19 protein-coding genes are annotated in these 20407 nt (G+C 64.2%); 4 read left to right on the forward strand and 15 right to left on the reverse strand.

What is annotated here, in order from left to right:
• Position 1 precedes the first annotated feature (1 nt).
• Together ACXJL8_RS01615 and ACXJL8_RS01620 are read right to left on the reverse strand one after the other, a co-directional pair.
• Entirely contained in the window at positions 2-511 is a 510-nt protein-coding gene (locus ACXJL8_RS01615; RefSeq protein ID WP_456623702.1) for a TRAP transporter small permease, read from the reverse strand.
• A gap of 210 nt (positions 512-721) precedes the next feature.
• Positions 722-1738, reverse strand: a complete 1017-nt coding sequence (locus tag ACXJL8_RS01620) for a TRAP transporter substrate-binding protein (protein WP_456623701.1) — start codon at positions 1736-1738, stop codon at positions 722-724.
• 260 nt (positions 1739-1998) lie between these two features.
• Between ACXJL8_RS01620 and pobA the strand changes: the two genes are divergently transcribed.
• Positions 1999-3168, forward strand: a complete 1170-nt coding sequence (gene pobA / locus ACXJL8_RS01625) for a 4-hydroxybenzoate 3-monooxygenase (RefSeq protein ID WP_456623700.1) — start codon at positions 1999-2001, stop codon at positions 3166-3168.
• A gap of 328 nt (positions 3169-3496) precedes the next feature.
• On the forward strand, positions 3497-3916 hold the full coding sequence (locus tag ACXJL8_RS01630) for a PaaI family thioesterase (RefSeq protein WP_456623699.1): 420 nt from the start codon (positions 3497-3499) through the stop codon (positions 3914-3916).
• Positions 3917-4060: 144 nt separating this feature from the next.
• On the opposite strand, the gene ACXJL8_RS01635 is transcribed toward ACXJL8_RS01630, so the two are convergent.
• Positions 4061-4945 carry a LysR family transcriptional regulator gene (locus ACXJL8_RS01635; RefSeq protein WP_456623698.1) on the reverse strand — a complete coding sequence of 295 codons (885 nt, stop codon included), beginning with the start codon at positions 4943-4945 and terminating at the stop codon, positions 4061-4063.
• Positions 4946-5065: 120 nt separating this feature from the next.
• Here ACXJL8_RS01635 and ACXJL8_RS01640 point away from each other — a divergent pair, with 120 nt between their 5' ends.
• Positions 5066-5689 (forward strand): pyridoxamine 5'-phosphate oxidase family protein, encoded by a 624-nt coding sequence (locus ACXJL8_RS01640; RefSeq protein WP_456623697.1) that lies wholly within the window; start codon positions 5066-5068, stop codon positions 5687-5689.
• A 183-nt stretch (positions 5690-5872) separates the two neighbouring features.
• On the opposite strand, the gene ACXJL8_RS01645 is transcribed toward ACXJL8_RS01640, so the two are convergent.
• Genes ACXJL8_RS01645 through ACXJL8_RS01655 form a run of 3 tightly spaced genes read right to left on the reverse strand, consistent with a single transcriptional unit; the run spans position 5873 to position 9418 of the window.
• The gene (locus ACXJL8_RS01645) at positions 5873-6604 is read right to left on the reverse strand and encodes an ABC transporter ATP-binding protein (RefSeq protein ID WP_456684514.1); all 732 of its coding nucleotides are present in this window, start codon (positions 6602-6604) and stop codon (positions 5873-5875) included.
• Positions 6601-8370 (reverse strand): branched-chain amino acid ABC transporter ATP-binding protein/permease, encoded by a 1770-nt coding sequence (locus ACXJL8_RS01650; protein WP_456684515.1) that lies wholly within the window; start codon positions 8368-8370, stop codon positions 6601-6603. Before ACXJL8_RS01650 ends, ACXJL8_RS01645 begins: the two co-directional genes overlap by 4 nt.
• Before the next feature lie 7 nt (positions 8371-8377).
• Positions 8378-9418, reverse strand: coding sequence for a branched-chain amino acid ABC transporter permease (locus ACXJL8_RS01655; protein ID WP_456621797.1), 1041 nt, complete (start codon positions 9416-9418; stop codon positions 8378-8380).
• 174 nt (positions 9419-9592) lie between these two features.
• Between ACXJL8_RS01655 and ACXJL8_RS01660 the strand changes: the two genes are divergently transcribed.
• Positions 9593-10102: a MarR family winged helix-turn-helix transcriptional regulator gene (locus tag ACXJL8_RS01660; protein ID WP_456621796.1), complete on the forward strand. Its 510-nt coding sequence runs from the start codon at positions 9593-9595 to the stop codon at positions 10100-10102.
• Between the two features lie 267 nt (positions 10103-10369).
• On the opposite strand, the gene ACXJL8_RS01665 is transcribed toward ACXJL8_RS01660, so the two are convergent.
• The 9 genes from ACXJL8_RS01665 to ACXJL8_RS01705 all read right to left on the reverse strand — a co-directional run bounded on the left by ACXJL8_RS01665 (position 10370) and on the right by ACXJL8_RS01705 (position 20306).
• Positions 10370-11653, reverse strand: a complete 1284-nt coding sequence (locus ACXJL8_RS01665) for a glycerate kinase type-2 family protein (protein ID WP_456684516.1) — start codon at positions 11651-11653, stop codon at positions 10370-10372.
• Positions 11654-11847: 194 nt separating this feature from the next.
• Positions 11848-13077, reverse strand: a complete 1230-nt coding sequence (locus tag ACXJL8_RS01670; protein WP_456621794.1) for an ABC transporter substrate-binding protein — start codon at positions 13075-13077, stop codon at positions 11848-11850.
• A 249-nt stretch (positions 13078-13326) separates the two neighbouring features.
• On the reverse strand, positions 13327-14553 hold the full coding sequence (locus ACXJL8_RS01675) for an ABC transporter substrate-binding protein (RefSeq protein ID WP_456621793.1): 1227 nt from the start codon (positions 14551-14553) through the stop codon (positions 13327-13329).
• A gap of 130 nt (positions 14554-14683) precedes the next feature.
• Positions 14684-15919, reverse strand: coding sequence for an ABC transporter substrate-binding protein (locus ACXJL8_RS01680; protein WP_456684517.1), 1236 nt, complete (start codon positions 15917-15919; stop codon positions 14684-14686).
• 36 nt (positions 15920-15955) lie between these two features.
• A complete protein-coding gene (locus ACXJL8_RS01685) occupies positions 15956-16972 on the reverse strand; it encodes a branched-chain amino acid ABC transporter permease (protein WP_456621791.1) in 1017 nt (338 codons plus the stop codon).
• 2 nt (positions 16973-16974) lie between these two features.
• Positions 16975-17853, reverse strand: coding sequence for a branched-chain amino acid ABC transporter permease (locus ACXJL8_RS01690; protein ID WP_456621790.1), 879 nt, complete (start codon positions 17851-17853; stop codon positions 16975-16977).
• A 12-nt stretch (positions 17854-17865) separates the two neighbouring features.
• Entirely contained in the window at positions 17866-18579 is a 714-nt protein-coding gene (locus tag ACXJL8_RS01695; RefSeq protein WP_415025699.1) for an ABC transporter ATP-binding protein, read from the reverse strand.
• Positions 18576-19373, reverse strand: coding sequence for an ABC transporter ATP-binding protein (locus ACXJL8_RS01700; RefSeq protein ID WP_456621789.1), 798 nt, complete (start codon positions 19371-19373; stop codon positions 18576-18578). The genes ACXJL8_RS01695 and ACXJL8_RS01700 overlap by 4 nt, the downstream gene beginning before the upstream one ends.
• Before the next feature lie 66 nt (positions 19374-19439).
• Positions 19440-20306 (reverse strand): IclR family transcriptional regulator, encoded by an 867-nt coding sequence (locus ACXJL8_RS01705; RefSeq protein WP_456621803.1) that lies wholly within the window; start codon positions 20304-20306, stop codon positions 19440-19442.
• Positions 20307-20407 lie beyond the last annotated feature (101 nt).

Genomic DNA, 20407 nt, shown 5'->3' on the forward strand with positions numbered 1-20407 from the left:
ATTACTCCGTCGCCTTCAGCTTGGGGTCGTGCATTTCTTCGGGATGGAAGATCAGCCGGTAGGTGCGGATCGCGATCAGCAGCACCGCGGAGATATCGCCRATCCAGGCGACCGCGAAGAACGGCCAGGTCGGCATGTGCATGTCGAAGGTCTGGACGTTGTCGTTGTAGGTGCCGCGCACCTTGTCGAACAGGGTCCAGGTCTGCACGCTGACGACGAACAGCAGCACCAGTGTCGCGAACACGTCGATCCAGCGCTGGTAGCGCGGCCCGACATTGGCCCACACCAGATCGACCGTGATGTGGGTGCCGCGATAGGAGGTCGCGGCGATGCCCCAGAAAATGAGGATGCCGAGCAGCATGCGGCCGATGTCGAAGCTGTCGGGAATCGAATAGTTCAGCGTGTTGCGCAGCAGCACCGACAGGAAGATGTCGAGCGCGACGATGCCGACGAAGCCGGCCGCGATCCATTCGATCGAGTCGATGACGCGATCCATCCAGGCGCGCTTCATGGGTGTTTCCTGTGTGATGTCATTCTCTTGATCCAGATGTCGCCGCACTTCGCCTCTCCCCGCGTGCGGGGAGAGGCCGACACGCGAAGCGTGGCGGGTGAGGGGGACTCTCCGCGAGCCCATCTGCCACTATTTTTGCGGAGGCGGCCCCTCACCCCAACCCTCTCCCCGTAAGAACGGGGAGAGGGGGAAGAAGAGCCTGCCATCGCGTCACTCCGCCAGCGCGTTGTACTTCTTCAGCGACGCCTTCAAATCCGCCAGCGCGGCATCGGGATCGGCGCCGGTCTTCTTGGCGCCGTCAGCCCAGGTCTTGACCAGCGGCTCGGCGGCCTTCTTCCAGGCGGCGGTCTGCTCCGGCGTCAGCTTGTAGACCTCGTGACCCGATTCCGCCTTCACCTTGTCGATGCCGGCGTCCTCGAACTTGCCCCAGTGCTCGCCGACCACGCCCGCCATCTCGATCGAGCAGTTCTTGTCGATCGCGGCCTTTTGCTTGTCGGACATCGCATTGTACTTGTCCTTGTTGATCACGAACACGAACGTGGTGGTGTAGAGCGGCGCCTCCATGTCGTACTTGGTCACCTTGTCGATGCCGAACAGCACCAGCGAGCCCCAGGGGAAGGTGACCGCATCGGCGACGCCGCGCTCGATGATGTCGCGCACTTCGGGCGCGGAGGACTGCACATTGGTGCCGCCGAGCGAGGTGACGAAATTCGCCATGGTGGCGTGGGCCGGGCGGATCTTCATCCCCTTCACGTCTTCCGGCGCCACGACCTTCTTGGTGCGGGAGTGGAACGAGGAGGGCGAGTGGACGAAGGCGAGGCAGTATTTGACGTCCTTCATCTCCTTCTCGGCGTACTTCCGATACCAGGCGTCCAGCCCCATCGAGCCGCCCTTGGCGTCCGAGATCAGGAACGGCAGCTCGCCGGCGCCGACGATCGGGAAACGGCCGGGCTGATAGCCGGGATTGACATAGGTGACGTCGGCGATGCCGTCGCGGGCCATGTCGTAATGGTCGAAGGCCTTGCCGAGCTGCTGGGCTGGAAACACCTTGCCCTTGATGGTGCCGCCGGAATCCTTCTCGACCGCGGCCGCCCAGTCCTCCAGCGACTTCTGCAGCGGATGCGAGGCCGGCACCCAGTGCGAGATCTTCAGGTCGAAGGTCTTGTCCTGCGCGAACGCAGGCGTCACGCCTGCTGCCAGCAGCAACGCCAGACAAATTGTCCTCATCAGTCGTCTCTCCCTGTTGTCAACGGCGGGCTTCGATGGCCCGGTCTCGTTAATTAACATGTTATCTAATTGGCTGGCGCGTTCAAGCCGGAACTGGCGCGGCGTGCCGCCACGTCATCTACGTCAGCCATGTTGCATGGATTTGTCGCTGCTCGGGCGCACTCCCCTTTTGCCCAACCGTTATATGTTATAATTATCGTGCGCGGACGGCCGCGACAAGCGAGCCGCGGTGCACCCTACAGGATCGGGAGGAGCAAGTATTGCGGACAAAAGTCGCAATCATCGGGGCCGGGCCGGCGGGATTGTTGCTTGGGCAACTGCTGCACAATTACGGCATCGACAATTTCATTCTGGAGCGGCAGAGCCCCGACTATGTGCTCGGGCGCATCCGCGCCGGCCTCCTGGAGGAAGGAACCGTCGCGTTGCTCGATCAGGTCGGAGCCGGCGCACGCGCGTATGCGGAAGGCCTGCTGCATGAGGGCATCGAGCTCGCCTTTTCCGGCCGCCGTCATCGCATCGACATGAAGGCCGCGACCGGCAAGACGGTCATGATCTACGGCCAGACCGAGGTCACGCTCGACCTGATGAATGCGCGCAAAGCGGCCGGCCTGACCACGGTCTACGAGGCCAAGGATGTTCAACCGCACGATTTCGACGGCGGTCACCCGCGCGTAACCTGGGTCAAGGACGGCGTCACCCACGAGATCGATTGCGACTTCATCGCCGGCTGCGACGGCTTCCATGGCATCAGCCGCGCGAGCGTCCCGGCGCAGGCCATCGAGGAGTTCGAGCGCGTCTATCCGTTCGGCTGGCTCGGCATCTTGTCGGAGACGCCGCCGGTCAGCCATGAGCTGATCTATTCCAACCACGCCCGCGGCTTTGCACTCTGCACCATGCGCTCGACGAAGCGCAGCCGGCATTACGTGCAGTGCTCGCTCGACGATCACGTCGACCAGTGGCCTGACGATCGCTTCTGGGACGAATTGAAGCGCCGGCTCGACCAGGAGGCGGCCGACAGCCTGATCACGGGCCCCTCGATCGAGAAAAGCATCGCGCCGCTGCGCAGCTTCGTCGCCGAACCGATGCGCTTCGGCAAGATGTTCCTGTGCGGCGACGCCGCCCATATCGTGCCGCCGACCGGCGCCAAGGGATTGAACCTGGCGGCCAGCGACGCGCATTATCTCGCGAGCGCCTTGCGCGAATTCTACGACGAGAAGTCGAACGCCGGGATCGAGGCCTATTCCGCCAAGGCGCTCGCACGGGTCTGGAAGGCCGTGCGCTTCTCCTGGTGGATGACCTCGATGCTGCACAAATTCCCCGACACCGGCACCATCGGCGCGCGCATCCAGCTCGCCGAGCTCGACTACGTCACGCACTCGCAGGCCGCGATGACGTCGCTGTCGGAGAATTATGTGGGGCTGCCGTTTTAGGACGGTGCCATTGGTGCCGTAGGGTGGGCAAAGCGTAGCGTGCCCACCACTTTCTCAATGGTGGAGAGATGGTGGGCACGGCGCGATGCGCCTTTGCCCACCCTACGGGGGCGTACGCTGCCTCCACGTCGTCATTGCGAGCGAAGCGAAGCAATCCAGARWCTCTCCGCRGAAAGATTCTGGATTGCTTCGTCGCTTCGCTCCTCGCAATGACGGGAGTGCTCATTTCAAACACCCGCGCAAATTCCGTTTAAAACTTTGTAGGCGGTGAAACCGTCATCCACATCGCGTTCAATGGCGGCAACCCCACCAGCGACGCGAGAAACCCATGACCTCTACCGACATCCCCGCCGGCTTCGAACCGCTCTTCCGCAAGAGCCCTCTCACCGAACCCTGGGAGCCGCTTTACTCAAGGAACACCGACAAGGCCGTCATCATCGGCCTGCGGTTGGCAAGGCCGCACACCAACGGCCGCGGGCTGATCCATGGCGGCCTCATCACAGCGCTCGCCGACAATGCCATGGGCTACAGCTGCGCGCTTGTCACGAACTGGACCACGTCCTTCGTGACGGTCTCGCTCTCGGTCGATTTCGTCGGCTCCGCCGAGATCGGCCAGTGGTGTTCGATCGAGAGCGACGTGATCAAGACCGGCAAGACGATCTGTTTCGCGCAGTGCCTGATCAAGGCCGATGGCGTTGTGATCGCGCGGGCGAGCGGGACGTTCCGCGTGGTGCCGAAGAAGGGGTAGCCTCTCGTGCCCCGGACGCAGCGCAGCGCGCCGCGTTTGCGGCGTGGTGCGCTGCAGAGCCGGGGCCCTCCCACGCAAACGGAGACCAGCCGCCTTCTGGGTCCCGGCTCTGCGCCGCTCCGCGGCGCGTCCGCGACAGGGGTCTCACCCAAACCGCCACTCCGTCGTCTCCACCACGAGATCGATGAATGCCCGCACCTTGGCCGAGAGCAGGCGCGAGGTCGGGTAGACGATGTGGATCGGCAGCGCCGGCTGCTCGTAGTTCGCCAGCACGATCTTCAGCCGCCCGCGCCGCAAGCCCTCGGCGGCCTGATAAGCCAGCACCCGCGTCACGCCACCGCCGGCCTCGGCATATTGCAGCGCCGCGTCGGCGCTGTTGCTGATGAAGCGGGGCGTGGGCGTCACCTCGATGTCGCGGCCCTCGCGCAGGAAGCGCCATGCGGACCAGGGGCCGAACTGGATGGTCTGATGCTCGGGCAATGCCTCCGGCGTCTTCGGCTCGCCATGGCGCTTCAGATAGCCGGGCGCAGCCACCACGATCCGCCGCATCTCGCCGACCTGGCGCGCCACCAGCGAGGAATCGGCGAGATGGCCGATCCGCACCGCGGCATCGACAGCGTCTTCCACCAAATTGACGATGTGGTCCGACAGCCGCAATTCGCAGGCGACCTCGGGATAGCGCTTGAGATAGGCGGTCATGATCGGCCCGACATGGAGCCGGCCGAAGCCGACCGGCGCCGACACCACCAATCGCCCGCTCGGCCGGTTGCGCTCCTCCCGCGCGGCGCCGTCGGCCTCCTCGACATCGGCGAGGATCCGCCTGGCGCGTTCGAGATAGCGCGTGCCGACATCGGTCAGGGTGACCTGCCGGGTGGTCCGCTGCAACAGCCGCGCGCCGAGATGCTCCTCCAGCGCGGCGATCATCCGCGTCACCGCCGAAGGCGACAGCCGCAGCCTGCGTGCCGCCGGCGCAAAGCCGCGCAGATCGGCCACGGTGACGAAGACGTGCATGGCGTCGAGGCGGTCCATGGCATTATTGCATATATTGCAATGATGAAGTGTCAAGCGGGCTGATTGTTTTAGCCGCCGGAAGGTCCATTTTAGACCCCGAAAGACGCAGAGATGCGCCGGAATTCAGGAGATGCTCCGATGACCGCAACTCACACCTACGCCAGCGACGTGGCCTTCACGCCGGCGGTGAAGGAAATCCAGACCCGAAAGGGATCGCGCGAAGGCTATGCCCATGCCGAGCAGCGCGGCTGGCGCACCGAGGTCGATGAGAACCTCGCGGCGTTCCTGGCCGATGCCGACAGCTTTTATTTCGCCACCGCCTCGGCCGATGGCCAGCCCTACATCCAGCACCGCGGCGGCCCGAAGGGGTTTTTGAAGGTGCTTGATAAGCAGACGCTGGCTTTCACGGACTACGCCGGCAACCGGCAATACATCACGCAGGGCAACCTGTCGGAGAATCCCAAGGCCTACATCTTCGTCATGGATTACGCCCATCGCCGCCGGGTGAAGCTCTGGGGCGAGGCGCGCGTGGTCGAGGACGACGACGCGCTGACGCAGTCGCTGATGCCGAAAGGCTATCGGGCGCGGCCGGAGCAGGTGATCGTCTTCAAGATCGCAGCCTGGGACACCAATTGCCCGCAGCACATTCCGCAGAAATTCGACGCCGCGGATGTCGCGGCGGCGCTGGCGGCGAGGGATGCAAGGATCGCGGAGCTGGAGGCGGAGGTGGCGGCGTTGAAGGGTGAGAAGGTGGCAAGCTAGGCGACGGTCTTCGCCTCTCCCCGCTTGCGGGGAGAGGCCGGAATTCGCGCGTAGCGCGGATTCCGGGTGAGGGGGACTCTCCGCGAATCGATCTGGTCGATATGGCACTTGCTCCGTCCACACCGTCATTGCGAGCGCAGCTCGTCGCGGCCCCGTAAGAACGGGGAGAGGGAGAGGAGAGACCTACAACACGCTCGCGCCCTCGTGCTGGAAGCCGAGATAGCTCGCTGCCACCCGCTCGTTCGCCGCGACGTCGCTGGCCTTGCCGCTCAGCACGAACTCGCCGAGCTCCATCACGTAAGCCCGGTCCGCGATCTTCAGCGCGGCCTGCGCGTTTTGTTCCACGAGCAGCACCGAGACGCCGCTGGCGCGCAGCTCGGTGACGATGCGAAAAATGTCGGCGACGATGATCGGCGCCAGTCCCAGGCTCGGKTCGTCCAGCATCAAGAGCTTCGGCGCGCCCATCAGCGCGCGGCCCATCGCCAGCATCTGCTGCTCGCCGCCGGAGAGCGTGCCGGCGAGCTGCTTGCGCCGCTCCTTCAGCCGCGGGAACAGGGTGTAGACCCGCTCCATCGAGGCCTTCGCCTTGCTCTTCTCGATGCGGAAGGCCCCGAGCTCGAGATTGTCCTCGACATTCATGGTCACGAACAATTCGCGGTGCTCCGGCACGAGGCCGAGCCCCATCGCGACGCGGTCCTCGATGTCGAGCCGGGCGAGGTCGTGGCCTGCAAAGGCGACACGGCCCTTCAGCGGCAAAATGCCCATGATGGCGGACAGCAGCGTGGTCTTGCCGGCGCCGTTGGCGCCGACGATGGTGACGATCTGGTTCTGGCCGACTTCGAGCGAGACCGAGCGCACGGCTTCGACCTTGCCATAGGCGACATGCGCGTCGGTGACGGACAACAGCGCGCTCATGCCGCCACTCCGAGATAGGCCTTGATCACTTCGGGATTGGTCTTGATCGTGGCCGGCGTGCCCTCCGCGATCTTGGTGCCGAAATCGAGCACCACGATGCGGTCGGCGAGGTTCATCACAAAGCCCATGTCGTGCTCGACCAGCAGCACGCTCATGCCGCCGTCGCGCAGCTCGCGCAACAGCGTCGCGAGCCGCTGCTTTTCCATGTGGCGCAGGCCCGCGGCCGGCTCGTCGAGCAGCAGCAGCATCGGATCGACGCACAGCGCGCGCGCGATCTCGACGATGCGCTGCTGGCCCAGCGACAGCGAGCCCGCGAGCTGGTGCATCTGGTCGGCCAGGCCCACCCGCTCGATCTGGCGGGCGGCTTCGGCGAGCAGTTTTGCCTCATCGGCGCGGTCGAGCCGCAGCATCGAGGAGAGCGGACCGGAATGACCGCGCAGATGCGCGCCGATCGCGACGTTCTCCAGCACAGTCATGTCGGGCACCAGCTTCACATGCTGGAAGGTGCGGGAGATGCCGAGCTTGACGATCTCCTGCGGCGGCGCGTTGTCGACCTTCTTGCCGAGCACCGAGATCGAGCCCGAGGTGGCCGACAGCACGCCGGTGATCAGGTTGAACGTCGTGCTCTTGCCGGCGCCGTTCGGCCCGATCAGCGCGACGATCTCGCGAGCCTGGACGTCGAAGGAGACGTTGTTGACGGCAATGACRCCGCCGAACTGCTTTCGCGCCTTGTCGACCTGGAGCAGGACGCTCGCCGGGCCGGCCGCGCGGGTGCGCGCCTCGAGCTTCAGCGAGGTGTCCGGCTTCCGGCCACGGGTGCGCTCGGGCAGGAACGACATCAGCAACGGCCAGACGCCGCCGGGTGCGAGCTGGAGCAGCGCCACCAGCATGATGCCGAACACGATGGTCTCGACCTGGCCGGAGCCCGGCAGGATCAGCGGCAGATAGCTTTGCAGCACCTCTTTCAGGACCACGACGATCGCCGCGCCGAGCACGCCGCCCCAGACATAGCCGGCGCCGCCGACCACCGCGATGAAGAGATATTCGATGCCGGCCTGGGCGCCGAACGGCGTCGGGTTTACCGCGCGCTGGAGGTGGGCGTAGAGCCAGCCGGAGAGGCCGGCGAGCACCGCGGCATGGATGAACACCAAGAGCTTTGCCCGCGGCGTGTGCACGCCGAACGCCTCGGCCGCGACATGGCCGCGCCGCAGCGCGCGGATGGCGCGGCCGGTGCGGGAGTCCAGCAGGTTCATGGTGAGCAGCGCCGAGAGGATCACCGCAACCCAGATCGCGTAATAGATCGAGCCGGGCGAGAGCATCTTGTACGCGCCGATCGACAGCGGCGGGATCGCCGAGATGCCGTCGTTGCGGCCCAAAAACTCGAGCTTGCTGAACAGGTAGAACAGGCCGAGACCCCAGGCCAGCGTACCGAGCGGCAGATAATGGCCGGAGAGGCGGACGGTGACGAGGCCGAGCAGCACCGCCAGCAATCCGCTGACCACGAGCGACAGCGGCAGCGTCAGCCACGGCGACAGGCCATAGGTCGTCGACAGCACCGCCGTGGTGTAGGCGCCGAAGCCGACGAAGGCGGCCTGCCCGAACGAGGTGAGGCCGCCGACGCCGGTGAGCAGCACGAGGCCCATCGCGACCAGCGCGGTGAGGCCGATATTGTCGAGCAGCACGATCCAGAACGGCGGCATGCCGGGGACAAACGGGATCGCCGCCATCACGAGCGCGAAGATGAGAATGGGAAGTCGGCTCTGCATCTTGGCGTCAGTCCTTCTCTTCCTCGACCGCGGGCGCGGCGAGCGAGCGCAGCAGCAGCACGGGGATCAAGAGCATGAAAACGATCACTTCCTTGTAGTTGGAGGCATAGAAGGACGAGAACGCCTCGACGATGCCGACGACGAGTGCGGCGACCGCCGTCAGGGGATAGCTGACGAGGCCGCCGATGATCGCGGCGACGAAGCCTTTCAGGCCGATCAGGAAGCCCGAGTCGTAATAGAGCGTGGTCATCGGCACGATCAGAATGCCCGAGAGCGCGCCGATGACGGAGGCGAGCAGGAAGGCGATCTGTCCCGACAGCGTGGTGCGGATGCCGGCGAGCCGCGCGCCGAGCCGGTTGACGGCGGTGGCGCGCAGCGCCTTGCCGTAGAGCGTCAGGCCGAAGAACAGCCACAGGCCGACGATGAAGGCGATGGTGATGCCGTAGACCGTGATGCTCTGGCCGGTGAAGCGCAGCGAGCCCGCGGTGAAGGCGCCGGACAACACGGCAGGGCCGCGCTGGCCTTCGGCGCCGAAGAACAGGAGGCCGAGCCCCTGAAGCGCCAGATGGACGCCCACCGATGCGATCAGCAGCACCAGCACGGAGGTGTGCGCCAGCGGCTGGAACGCGATCCGGTAGAGAAACAGGCCGATCATCGCCACGATCACCAGCGACAATGCGATGCAGATCGCCACCGGCGGCTTCTGGCCGGCGAAATACAGCGTCACCGCCAGCACGATCGCCGGCAGCACGATGTTGGTGAGGAAGGCGCGCAGGACCAGCCGCGCATGCAGCGCCTTGCGCGCCACGAACAGGTCGAAGGCGAAGGCGCCGATGCCCATGGCAAGCGCAAGCTTGGCCGTGCCCGGCATCTGGCCGGCGGCCAGGGAGGCATAGGTCAGCGCGCCATAGGTGACGAATTCGCCCTGCGGGATCAGGATGACACGGGTGACGGCGAACACCAGCACCAGCGCCAGGCCGAGCAGCGCATAGATCGCGCCATTGGTGATGCCGTCCTGCAGCAGGAACAGCATGATGGTGGTGTTCAAGACCGGACGCTCCCCCTCAAGATCCGGACCCGTCCCCCGATTGCGGTGGATGGTCCGACTACAGCCATTGAAAAACGCTGACGATATTTGATATGGTCCATAACAATTATCAAATATAATCTCAAGGGTGGCGAACGACCCTCCCGAACTTAACGGGATTGCGAGCACGAGGCGATGACCGTTTCCAAAACCTCCGAAAAACCCGCCGACGCGGCCAAGGGCCGCAAGGACGCGGCCGAGGCCCTGCCTGAAGCCCTCCAGCTCGGCGAGCTCTCCGAGCAGCTCGGCTATGTGCTGAAGCGGGCGCAGCTCAAGGTATTCGAGAATTTCCTGCGCTGCATGGCCTCGCTCCAGCTCACGCCGGCGCAGTTCTCCGTGCTGCTGCTGGTCGAGAAGAATCCGGGGCGCAATCAGACCGAGATCGCTTCGACGCTGGGCATCCTGCGCCCGAACTTCGTGGCCATGCTCGACAATCTCGAGAGCCGCGACCTTTGCACGCGGATCCGCTCCACCAACGACCGCCGCTCGCACATCCTGGTGCTGACCGACAAGGGCAAGGCCGTGCTGACCCGGGCCAAGAAGCTCGTCGCCACCAAGCACGAGTCGCGGCTGAACGATTTGCTCGGGCAAACCAACCGCGAAGCCCTGATCGCGATGCTGTCGAAGATCGCCAACGAGTTTTGAGGCCCGGCTGTCGGGCCGCTCGGCAAGCCGGCTTGTGGCAAGCCTAATCCACACCCTCCGCTGTCATCGCCCGCCTTGTGCGCAATTGCGCACTGGGGCGGGCGATCCAGTACTCCGAGACGGTTGTGATTGAATCGATAGGCCGCGGCGTACTGGATTCCCCGCCTGCCGCCTACGCTAAAGCTTCGCCGCCCCTGGACCTCAACCTCGGCGAAGCCTTGGCGTAGCCGGGGCGCGGGGAATGACAGTGAGACCTGGGCAGGCGCCTCAATCCACCAAAATCACCCGGATGTCGTTCACGTTGGTCAGCGTCGGGCCGGGCTGCAGCAAATCACCCGTCGCCTCGAAGAACGTCGTCGCGTCGTTGTTGTCGAGATAGGCCTGCGGCACCAGCCCCTGCGCCGTCATCTTCGCGAACGTCGCCGCGTCGATCAGCGCGCCGGCGGGGTCGGTGGGGTTGCCGGCGCCGCCGTCGGCGCCGTCGGTATCGCCGGCAAGCGCTGAAATGCCGGCCGTGTCCTTCAGCAGGTCCGCGAGCGCCAGCGCGTATTCCTGGTTCGGACCACCGCGCCCATTGCCGCGCACGGTCACCGTGAGCTCGCCGCCGGAGAGGATAGCGATACGCTTGCCCTGCGCGCGCGCCTGAAGCGCGAGCCCGGCGTGATCGGCGGCGACCTCGCGCGCCTCGCCCTCGAGATCGGCGCCGAGATCGATGGTCTCGTAGCCGGCGTCGCGCGCGAGCTTCACCGCGGCGTCGAGCGATTGCTTCGGCCGCGCGATCAGCTCGAACTGCGCGCGCGCAAAGGCGGCTTCGCCCGGCTTGGCGCTTTCGTTGCGCTCGTCGTCGAGCGCGCGGCGCACGGCATCGTCGATGTCGAGCCTGTACTTCGCCACGATCGCCCGCGCATCCGCCAGCGTGGTCGGGTCCGGCACGGTGGGGCCGGAGGCGATCGCGGACGGGTCGTCATGCGGCACGTCGGAGATCGCGAGCGTGACGATCTCGGCGGCATTCTTGCCGGCGCGCGCCAGCCGCCCGCCCTTGATCCGCGACAGATGCTTGCGCACCGTGTTCATCTCGCCGATCGGCGCGCCGGAGCGCAGCAGCGCCTTGTTGACCRCCTGCTTCTGCGCGAAGCTGATGCCGTCCGCCGGCGCGATCCAGTTCGCCGAGCCGCCGCCGGTGAGCAGCACCAGGAGCAGATCGTCCGGGCCGGCCTCGCCCGCGAGCGCGAGCGTATCGGCCGCGCCCTTCAGGCCGGCTTCATCAGGCACGGGATGGCCGGCCTCGACGACGCGGATGCGGCGCGTCGGCAAGCCGTAGCCGTGACGGGTGGTGGCGATGCCGACCAGCCGCTCCGGCGCGAGCTTGAGCGTGTCGAGATAATGCCGCTCCGCGGCCGCGGCCATCGCGCCCGCGCCCTTGCCGGCGGCAAGACAAATCACGCGTCCTTTGGGCGCGGGCCGCAGATGCGGCGCCAGAATCGTGCTCGGATGGGCGGCGGCAACGGCGGCGTCGTAGAGCGCGCGGAGCAGGGGACGTCGGTCGGTCATGACGATGGCCTTGAGCAGACTGAAGAGACTGGCGGCAAGCGCGCCAGTCTCCTGCCTACCGCATCATGCGCCAAAGCGTAAGCGGGCTTTACCATCATTCGATTGTGCAATCGCGTGATCATAATCGCTGCACAAGCAAAAACCCCCTGCGAGACCCGCGCAGGGGGTTTTCCGTTGTCGCGTCCGTCAGGCGGCTAGCCGCCGACGTCGGCGCTGATCACGTCGCCGAACAGCTCCCACTTCTCGCCCTTGAACTTCTCGAGCTGAAGCTGGCTGATCGGCGCGAAATCGGTCGGCGAGGTGTTGATCTTCACGCCCGGCAGCAGCGCCTCGGTGCGGAAGTCCTTCAGGTTCGCCGCCTGCTTCATGACGTTCTCGCGCGTGAGATTGTCGCCGCACTGCTTCAGCACCTGGACCAGCGTCTGTGCCACGGCATAGCCGACGATGGTGCCCTTATCGAGCTTGTCGCCGTCGGGGAAGTATTTGGCCATGAACGCCAAAAACTCCTTCATGCCGGGATCGTTGTTCCACGCGGGATCCGACACGTCCTTCAGATAATCGGCCGAGATGATGTCCTGGCCGTTCTCGAAGCCGGCCGGCTTCATCACGCTGCCGACGGAGGCCGAGACGTTGTTGAGGAAGTGCAGCGGCTTCCAGCCGATCTCGGCGTTCTTCTTGATCGCCTGCGCTGCGAATTTCGGCGTCGTGATGTTCATGAAGACGTCGGCGCCGGTCGACTTCAGCTTGACGATATGGTTGTCGATGGTCGGCTCCGAGGTCTCATAGCTCTCTTCGATGATGATCATCGAGGCGGCCTTGGCGCCCAGGCCGTCCTTCAGGCCCTTGAGATAGTCCTTGCCGTAATCGTCGTTCTGGAACAGCACCGCGATCTTAGCGTCCGGCTTGTTCTTCAGGAGCCACTTCGCGTAGATCTGCGTCTCGCTCTGGTAGTTGGGCTGCCAGCCCATGGTCCACGGGAAGGCCTGCGGATCGTTCCACTTGGTGGCGCCGGTGGCGACGAACAGCTGCGGCACCTTCTTCGAGTTCATGTATTTGTGGATCGCCGAGTTCGGCGGCGTGCCGAGCGAGTTGAAGATGAACAGCACCTCGTCGCTCTCGACCAGCTTGCGCGCCTGCTCCACCGTCTTCGGCGGCGAATAGGCATCGTCATAGCTGATGTAATTGATCTTGCGGCCGTTGATGCCGCCTTCGTCGTTGATCTTCTTGAAATAGGCGGCTTCGGTCCGCCCGATGATGCCGTAGGCGGAGGCCGGTCCGCTGTAGGGCATGATGTTGCCGATCTTGATCTCGGTATCGGTCGCGCCGGTATCGTATTTCTTCTGGGCCGATGCAGTGGTGGCCGAGGCCGCAATGAGCGCAAGCGCCAGTGACGCGGCCGCAAGTTTGCCGGTGACAGCGGGCATTCCTATCTCCCTATTTTCTTGGTGTGTGCGCCCCTTTTCTTGTCTTGATTGTTTTTGGCGACGCTGCCCGCAATTGAATACGATTTGTCCTGCGCCTTCAACAGAAAGCCCCTGCGACGGCGTCGCAGGGGCTGCTCCTTTAGTAGCCATTAACCGGCCTGGAGACCGCAGCCTTGGTGTGCGACTGCGAGACAGCGCGACTGTCTTGAGTTGCTTAACGAGCGAGTGTCGATTTTTAGTTGAGTCAGCTCAATGACCTATCTCGCTCGAGATGATGTCGCCGAACGGCTCCCATTTTCTGCCCTTGAACCGCATCATCTGGAGCTGCTCGATCGGAGCAAAATTGTCCGGCGCGGTGTTGATCCTGATGCCGGGCAAGAGCGTATCGGGCGCGAAATCCTTGAGACTTGCCGCCTGCCTCATGACGTTCTCGCGGGTGAGGTCGTCGCCGCACATCTGCAGCACCTTCACCATGGTCTGCGCGGCGGCATAGCCGAACACCACGCCGGCATCGAGCTTGTTGGCCTTGGGATCATACTGGGCGAGGAAATTGTAGAACTTCTTCATGCCGGCATCGGCATTCCATTGCGGGTCGGAGCCGTCCTTGATGTAGCTCGCCGACAGGATGCCCTGCGAGATCTCGAGGCCCGCCGGCTCGATCACGCCGCTGACCGAGGCCGAGACGTTGGAGATGATGTGCATCGGATGCCAGTTGATCTCGGCAGCCTTCTTGATCGCCTGCGCCGCGAATTTCGGGGTGGTGATGCTGATGAGGACGTCGGCGCCGGCGGCCTTCAGCTTCACGACGTGCTCGTCGACCGCCGGCTCCGAGGTCTCGTAGCTGTCCGCGAGCACGATCATCGACGCCCTGGCGCCGAGGCCGTCCTTCAATCCCTTCAGATAGTCCTTGCCGAAATCGTCGTTCTGGTAGAGCACGGCGATCCTGGCGTCCGGCTTCTCCTTCATGATGTACTTGGCATAGATCCGCGCCTCGCTGACGTAGCTCGGCTGCCAGCCCATGGTCCAAGGATATTGCTTGGGATCGTTCCACTTCGAGGCGCCGCTYGCCACGAACAATTGCGGCACCTTCTTCTCGTTCATGTATTTGCGGATGGCGCCGTTGGTGGAGGTGCCGAGCGAGCCGAAGATCAGCAGCACCTCGTCGCTCTCGACCAGCTTGCGCGCCTGCTCCACCGTCTTCGGCGGCGAATAGCCGTCGTCATAGGAGATGAACCTGATCTTGCGGCCGTTGATGCCGCCCTCGGCATTGATCTTGTTGAAGTAGGCCTCCTCGGTCTTGCCGATCGCGGCATAGGCGGAGGCCGGGCCGCTATAGGGCATGATGTTGCCGATCTTGATCTCGGTATCGGAAGCGCCGCTGTCGTATTTCTTCTGCGCAAGAGCCGGGCTGCTCATCGCAGTGCACAACGCGAGCACGGCCGAAAGGACCGCAACCTCTGAACGAACGGCAGCCATTTATCTCCTACCCCGAATTGGATGGGCGCCGCATTGAACAAGATTGACGCCCGACGTCAACAAAAAGCCCCCGCGATCGCTCGCGGGGGCCTGCCGGCTTGAATTAGGCCTGGACTAATACGTCAACGGGTCACTCGGAGGCGACGTCGCCGCTGATGATCTCGCCGAACAGTTCCCACTTCTCGCCCTTGAAGCGCTGCATCTGGAGCTGCGCGATCGGGGCGAAGTCGGTGGCGCCGGTGTTGATCTTGACGCCGGGCAGCAGGGTGTCCGGTGCAAAATCCTTCAAGGACGCCGCCTRCTTCATGAGGTTGGCGCGGGTGAGATCGTCACCGGACATTTCCAGCACCTTGGCGAGCGTCGAGGCGGCGCCATAGCCGTAGACCATGCTGGTGTCGGACTTGTCCGCGCCCGGCATGTACTTGTCGACGAACTCGTTCCACCGCTTCATGCCGGGGTCGTTGTTCCACTGCGGATCGGTGGAGTCCTTGGCATAGGCCGCCGACAGCACGCCCTGCGCGTTCTCGAAGCCGGCCGGCTTCATCACGCTGCCGACCGAGATCGACACGTTGGTGAGGATCTGGAGCGGCTTCCAGCTGAGCTCGGCGGTCTTCTTGATGGTCTGGGCTGCGAACTTCGGCGTCGCATAGATCAGCAGCACGTCGGGATTGGCGGCCTTGATCTTGACGATGTGGCCGTCGATCGACGGCTCGGACACCTCATAGCTCTCCTCCATGATGATCATGGAAGAAGCCTTGGCGCCGAGGCCGTCCTTGGTGCCCTTGAGGTAGTCTTTGCCGAAATCGTCGTTCTGATAGAGGATCGCGACCTTGGCGTCGGGCTTCTCCTTCATCAGCCATTTCGCGTAGATCTGCGCTTCGCTCTGGTAGGAGGGCTGCCAGCCGATGGTCCAGGGGAAGTTCTTCGGGTCGTTCCACTTGGTGGCGCCGGTCGCGACGAACAGCTGCGGGATCTTCTTGGCGTTGAGGTATTTCTGGATCGCGCTGTTGGAGGGCGTGCCAAGCGGGTTGAACACGGCGAGAACCTCGTCGCTCTCGACCAGCTTGCGGACCTGCTCGACCGCCTTGGGCGGCGAATAGCCGTCGTCATAGGTGACGAAGTTGATCTTGCGGCCGTTGATGCCGCCCTTGTCGTTGATCATCTTGAAATAGGCTTCCTCGGTCTTGCCGATGATGCCATAGGCCGACGCCGGACCGCTGTACGGCATGATGTTGCCGATCTTGATCTCGGTGTCGGTCGCGCCGGTGTCGTATTTCTTTTGAGCAAATGCCGCGCCGGAGTTGAAAGTGATGGCCGCCGTTGCCGTGACCAGCGCGGCGGCTCGCAGTGTTCTTCCAAAAAGCAATTCGGTCTCCTTCGTCGATGACAGTGTTGGTGAGAGTTAGTTCTTTCTGAGCTTGCCGAGGAGCTGCTGGCCCATGATCGCGACCTGCCTTGCGCCATGCGGCACGAGGTAGATGACGAGGAACAGGAGCACGCCGAACACCGCGCCGGAGAGGCCCTTGGAGATGCCCTCGGCGATGTTCGGCACGAAGATGATGAAGGCGGCGCCGACGATCGAGCCGGGCAGCCAGCCGACGCCGCCGACGACCATGCCGAGGAACAGCTGGATCGAGAGTGTAATGGTGAAGCTGTCCGGTGCCACGAATTGCACCGCGATTGCACTGAGGCCGCCGGCGACGCCGGTGATGCCGGCGGAGACGCCGAAGGCGAGCGTCTTGTAGAGCGCGACATTGACGCCCATCGAAGAGGCCGCGATCTCGTTGTCGCGGATTGCCATGAAGGCGCGGCCCGAGCGGGAGCGCAGCAGGTTCACCGAGAAGATGTAGATCGCAAGCACGATCGCGAGCGTGAAATAGTAGAGCCACATGTCTTGCGACATCGGCAGGCCGAATGGCGCGTCGGGCTTGGTCACAACGAGGCCCTGCACGCCGCCGGTCCAGTGCTCGAGGAAGTTCAGCTTCAGGAGCTGCGGCATGGCGGTGGCGAGCGCGAAAGTTGCGAGCGCAAGGTACACGCCGGATAGCCGCAACGCCGGCTGGCCGAACAAGAAACCGAAGCCGAAGCAGAGCGCGCCCGCGACCGGCAGGCAGAGCACGTAATTGATGTTGAACGCCTCCATCATGACCGCGGTGACATAGGCGCCAACGGCGTAGAACGCGCTCTGGCCGAGCGAGAACTGGCCGCTGCCACCGGTCAGGATGTTCAACGCCAGTACGGCGAGCCCGAGATACAGCAACTGGGTCAGCTGGAAGATGATGAAGTTCTTGGCGAACAGCGGCACGGCCAGGAGCAGCAGCAGCACCACAACCGAGGTGCCGGTGCCCAGGGTCATGGCCCGCTTCGGAACGGCCTCGACCGCCTGGTGGCCTTCAACGACTTCTTCTACAGCGCTCATGATCAAACTCGCTTGACGATGTGCCGGCCGAACAGACCAGCGGGTTTGACGACCAGGACGGAGATGATCAGCGCGAGCGCGATCGGAAGCTTCAGCTCGTTGCCGACGCCGGGGATGTAGGTGCCGGCGAGATTCTCGAAGACGCCGACCAGGAAGCCGCCGACCACGGCGCCGAACGGGCTGGTCAGGCCGCCGAGCACGGCTGCTGCAAAGCCGTAGATCAGCACGCCGCCCATCATGTTGGGCTCGAGGAACACGACCGGGGCGATCAGCATGCCGGCGATCGCGCCGATCGCCGACGCCATGCCCCAGCCCAGCGCAATCATCCAGGAGGTGTTGATGCCGACGAGGCGAGCCGATTCAGGCACCGAGGCGGCGGCCCGCATGGCGAGGCCGATCTTGGTGTACTGGAAGAAGAAGTAGAGACCGATCAGCAGCAGCACGGTGACGCCGATCATCCCGGCCTGGTGGGTCGAGATCAGCTGGCTGCCGAGGAACGGCGAGGAGCCGAACGGGGTCGGATACTGCTTGATGGTGAAGTCCCAGATCAGGCCGGCCGATGAGTTGATGATCGCAAACAGCGCGATGAAGCCGGCGACGTTGGTCAGCACCGGCGCCTTCGCGAGCGGCTTGAACAGGATGCGCTCGATGGCGATGCCGCCGACAAAGGACAAGGCCAGCGTGATCACGAAGGCGGCCCAATAGGGTATGCCCCACTGCATCAGCTGCCAGGAGATGAAGGTCGAGAACATCGCCATCTCGCCCTGCGCGAAGTTGAGATGGTCGATCGCCTGGTAGATCATGACCACGGCGAGCGCCATGCAGGCGTAGATCGCGCCGGTGGCAATCCCCGCCAGGACCTGGTTGGTGAAAAGCTCCATCGTGCCGGCTCCTCAGTAACCCAGATAGGATTTGCGGATTTCTTCGTTGTTCGCGATGTCCTTGGCGTTGCCCGACATCACGATGCGTCCGGTCTCGATCACATAGGCCTGGTCGGCGAGCTCGAGCGCGAGCTGCGCGTTCTGCTCGACCACCAGGATCGATACCTTGTCCTCGCGGTTGATCTTGCCGAGGATGCCGAACAGGTCGCGCACCACCAGCGGCGCCAGCCCGAACGAGGGTTCGTCGAGCAGCATCAGCCGCGGCCGCAGCATCAGCGCGCGGGCGACCGCGAGCATCTGCTGCTCGCCGCCGGACAGCGTGCCGGCCTGCTGGGTGTGCCGCTGCTTCAACACCGGGAAATGCGCATACATCCGCTCGATGTCGGAGATGATGCCGGCATTGTCCTTGCGGGTGATGGCGCCGAGCTGGAGGTTTTCCTCCACCGTCATGGTGGTGAAGGTGCCGCGGCCCTGCGGAACATGGGCGATGCCGAACCGCACGATGCTTTCGGTGGAGCGGTTGTTCAGCGGCTTGCCGTCGAACTCGATTCCGCCGGTGGAGCGCACCATGTTGCAGATCGCGCGCAGCGTCGTGGTCTTGCCGGCGCCGTTGGCCCCGAGCAGCGTCGTCAGCGAGCCCTCGTTGAGCGAGAAGGACAGGCCGTGGAGCGCCTGGACCTGGCCGTAATAGGCGCGCAGGTCCTTGACGTTGAGCAGCGTCGTCATTGGTCCTTGCTCCCGAGATAGGCCTTGATGACGTCGGGGTCCACCTGCACCTGCGCGGGCGTGCCTTCCGCGAGCTTCTTGCCGAAATTCAATGCGACGACGTGGTCGGCGATCGACATCACCAGGCCCATGTGGTGCTCGACCAGCAGCACGGTCATGTGGCGCTCGTCGCGGATGCGGCGGATGAGGTCGCCGAGCACGTAGACTTCCTCGTGGTTGAGGCCGCCGGCCGGCTCGTCGAGCAGCAGGATCTTCGGGTCCGCCGCGAGCGCCCGCGCCAGCTCGACGCGCTTCTGCGTGCCGAAGGGCAGGCCGGAGACGACGGTGTGGGCGACGTCCTCGAGCTTGAGATAGGCGAGGATCTCGTGGACCTTGTTGTTGACGCTGGCCTCGCTGCGCCGGACCCACGCAAGCCGAAGCGAGTCGCTGATGATGTCGCTGGAGGTCTTGGAATGGGCGCCAACGCGGACGTTGTCCATCACCGAGAGGTTCGGAAACAGCGCCACGTTCTGGAAGGTGCGGCCGATCCCGATCTCGGCGATCCGGTGCGGCGGCCGCGACAGGATGCTCACGCCTTCCATCAGGATGTCGCCGGACGACGGCTGGTAGAGCCGGGACAGGCAATTGAAGAGCGTGGTCTTGCCGGCGCCGTTGGGGCCGATCAATCCCAGGATCTGGCCCTTGTGCATGTCAAAGGACACGCCGTTGAGCGCAATGATGCCGCCGAACACGACGCTGACGTCGCGAACCGCGAGCAGGGGCGATGTCCCCTGCGCGAGCTGTGCCTGCGTCATCTCGTCTCGCCCAACTTGTTCAGTGAGCGGAGGAGCGATGCGAACCGCTCCCTGCAATGACGAAGGCTATCTGATCCCCTCGACCACACGCGCAACTTTTCCTCCTGATTTCAGCTTTTTGCTGTCTTGTTTTTTTGAATGCGGCATCAGACCCCCGAGTGCCGCTTCGATGTTCCTTACCATCGCCAGCAGACGCGGTCCAATGTCGTTGATCAAGCGCTCTTCCGTGAAACGGAATGCGGGCGCACCGCAGTTGAAAGCATAGGGCCCGGTTCCGTCGTTCAGCTTGAGTGCTACTCCGGCGGCGCCGATATCGTCGTGCCAGTCGCCGACCGAAATCGCAAAACCGTGTTTCGCGACGGTCTCGCCGGAACGTTCCAGTCCGTCGCGCATCTTGGGCCAGCGGCTGCCGTAATGTTCGCGCAGGACACGCGACAATTCTGCGCGATCGTCTTCGTCGAGCGCCCAGAAATAGGCGCGCCCCATCGCGCTGGTTGCAATCGGCACGCGCGAGCCGACGTCCAGTTGAACGCCGACCGTCTCGCTACCGCGGCTCTGGCCGAAATAGATCATGCTGTGACGGTCGCGGCCGCCGACGGCGACCGCGCCTCCCGTCGCGCGCATCAGTTCCTCGCGAAACGGCTCGGACAAATGCCGAACACCGAGATTGGCCAGCGCCGCGTAACCAAGCGCCATCGCGGCCGGCGCGAGCTGATACTTCTCGAACCGGGGAACCGGTGTAAGATAACCGAGCTTCGTCAACGTATAGGTCAACCGCGAGACGGTCGGCTTGGGCAGGTTGGTGCGGGCCGCGATCTCCTGATTGCCGAGAAGACCGTCGCTGGGCTGGAATGCGCGCAATACATCAAGTCCGCGGGAAAGCGCGACGACGAAATTCCGATCGGTCGCAGTCTTCTTTCCTGTACGCTTCATCCCTGATCTGCTTCTTGCGCGGAGTCGTTGACAACGTCCGTGCTTCAAAATAACCCTGCCGTCAAGATGCGGAATTAAATTCCGCAGTGCGAAATCGAATA

The sequence above is a fragment of the Bradyrhizobium sp. P5_C11_2 genome, assembly GCF_054049755.1.

Excerpts from the sequence above, each read along its gene's own strand:
- ACXJL8_RS01620 (WP_456623701.1), bottom strand. The coding sequence starts at position 1,738 with ATGAGGACAATTTGTCTGGCGTTGCTGCTGGCAGCAGGCGTGACGCCT.
- ACXJL8_RS01630 (WP_456623699.1), top strand. The coding sequence starts at position 3,497 with ATGACCTCTACCGACATCCCCGCCGGCTTCGAACCGCTCTTCCGCAAG.
- ACXJL8_RS01635 (WP_456623698.1), bottom strand. The coding sequence starts at position 4,945 with ATGGACCGCCTCGACGCCATGCACGTCTTCGTCACCGTGGCCGATCTG.
- ACXJL8_RS01640 (WP_456623697.1), top strand. The coding sequence starts at position 5,066 with ATGACCGCAACTCACACCTACGCCAGCGACGTGGCCTTCACGCCGGCG.
- ACXJL8_RS01660 (WP_456621796.1), top strand. The coding sequence starts at position 9,593 with ATGACCGTTTCCAAAACCTCCGAAAAACCCGCCGACGCGGCCAAGGGC.
- ACXJL8_RS01670 (WP_456621794.1), bottom strand. The coding sequence starts at position 13,077 with ATGCCCGCTGTCACCGGCAAACTTGCGGCCGCGTCACTGGCGCTTGCG.
- ACXJL8_RS01685 (WP_456621791.1), bottom strand. The coding sequence starts at position 16,972 with ATGAGCGCTGTAGAAGAAGTCGTTGAAGGCCACCAGGCGGTCGAGGCC.
- ACXJL8_RS01690 (WP_456621790.1), bottom strand. The coding sequence starts at position 17,853 with ATGGAGCTTTTCACCAACCAGGTCCTGGCGGGGATTGCCACCGGCGCG.
- ACXJL8_RS01695 (WP_415025699.1), bottom strand. The coding sequence starts at position 18,579 with ATGACGACGCTGCTCAACGTCAAGGACCTGCGCGCCTATTACGGCCAG.
- ACXJL8_RS01700 (WP_456621789.1), bottom strand. The coding sequence starts at position 19,373 with ATGACGCAGGCACAGCTCGCGCAGGGGACATCGCCCCTGCTCGCGGTT.
- ACXJL8_RS01705 (WP_456621803.1), bottom strand. The coding sequence starts at position 20,306 with ATGAAGCGTACAGGAAAGAAGACTGCGACCGATCGGAATTTCGTCGTC.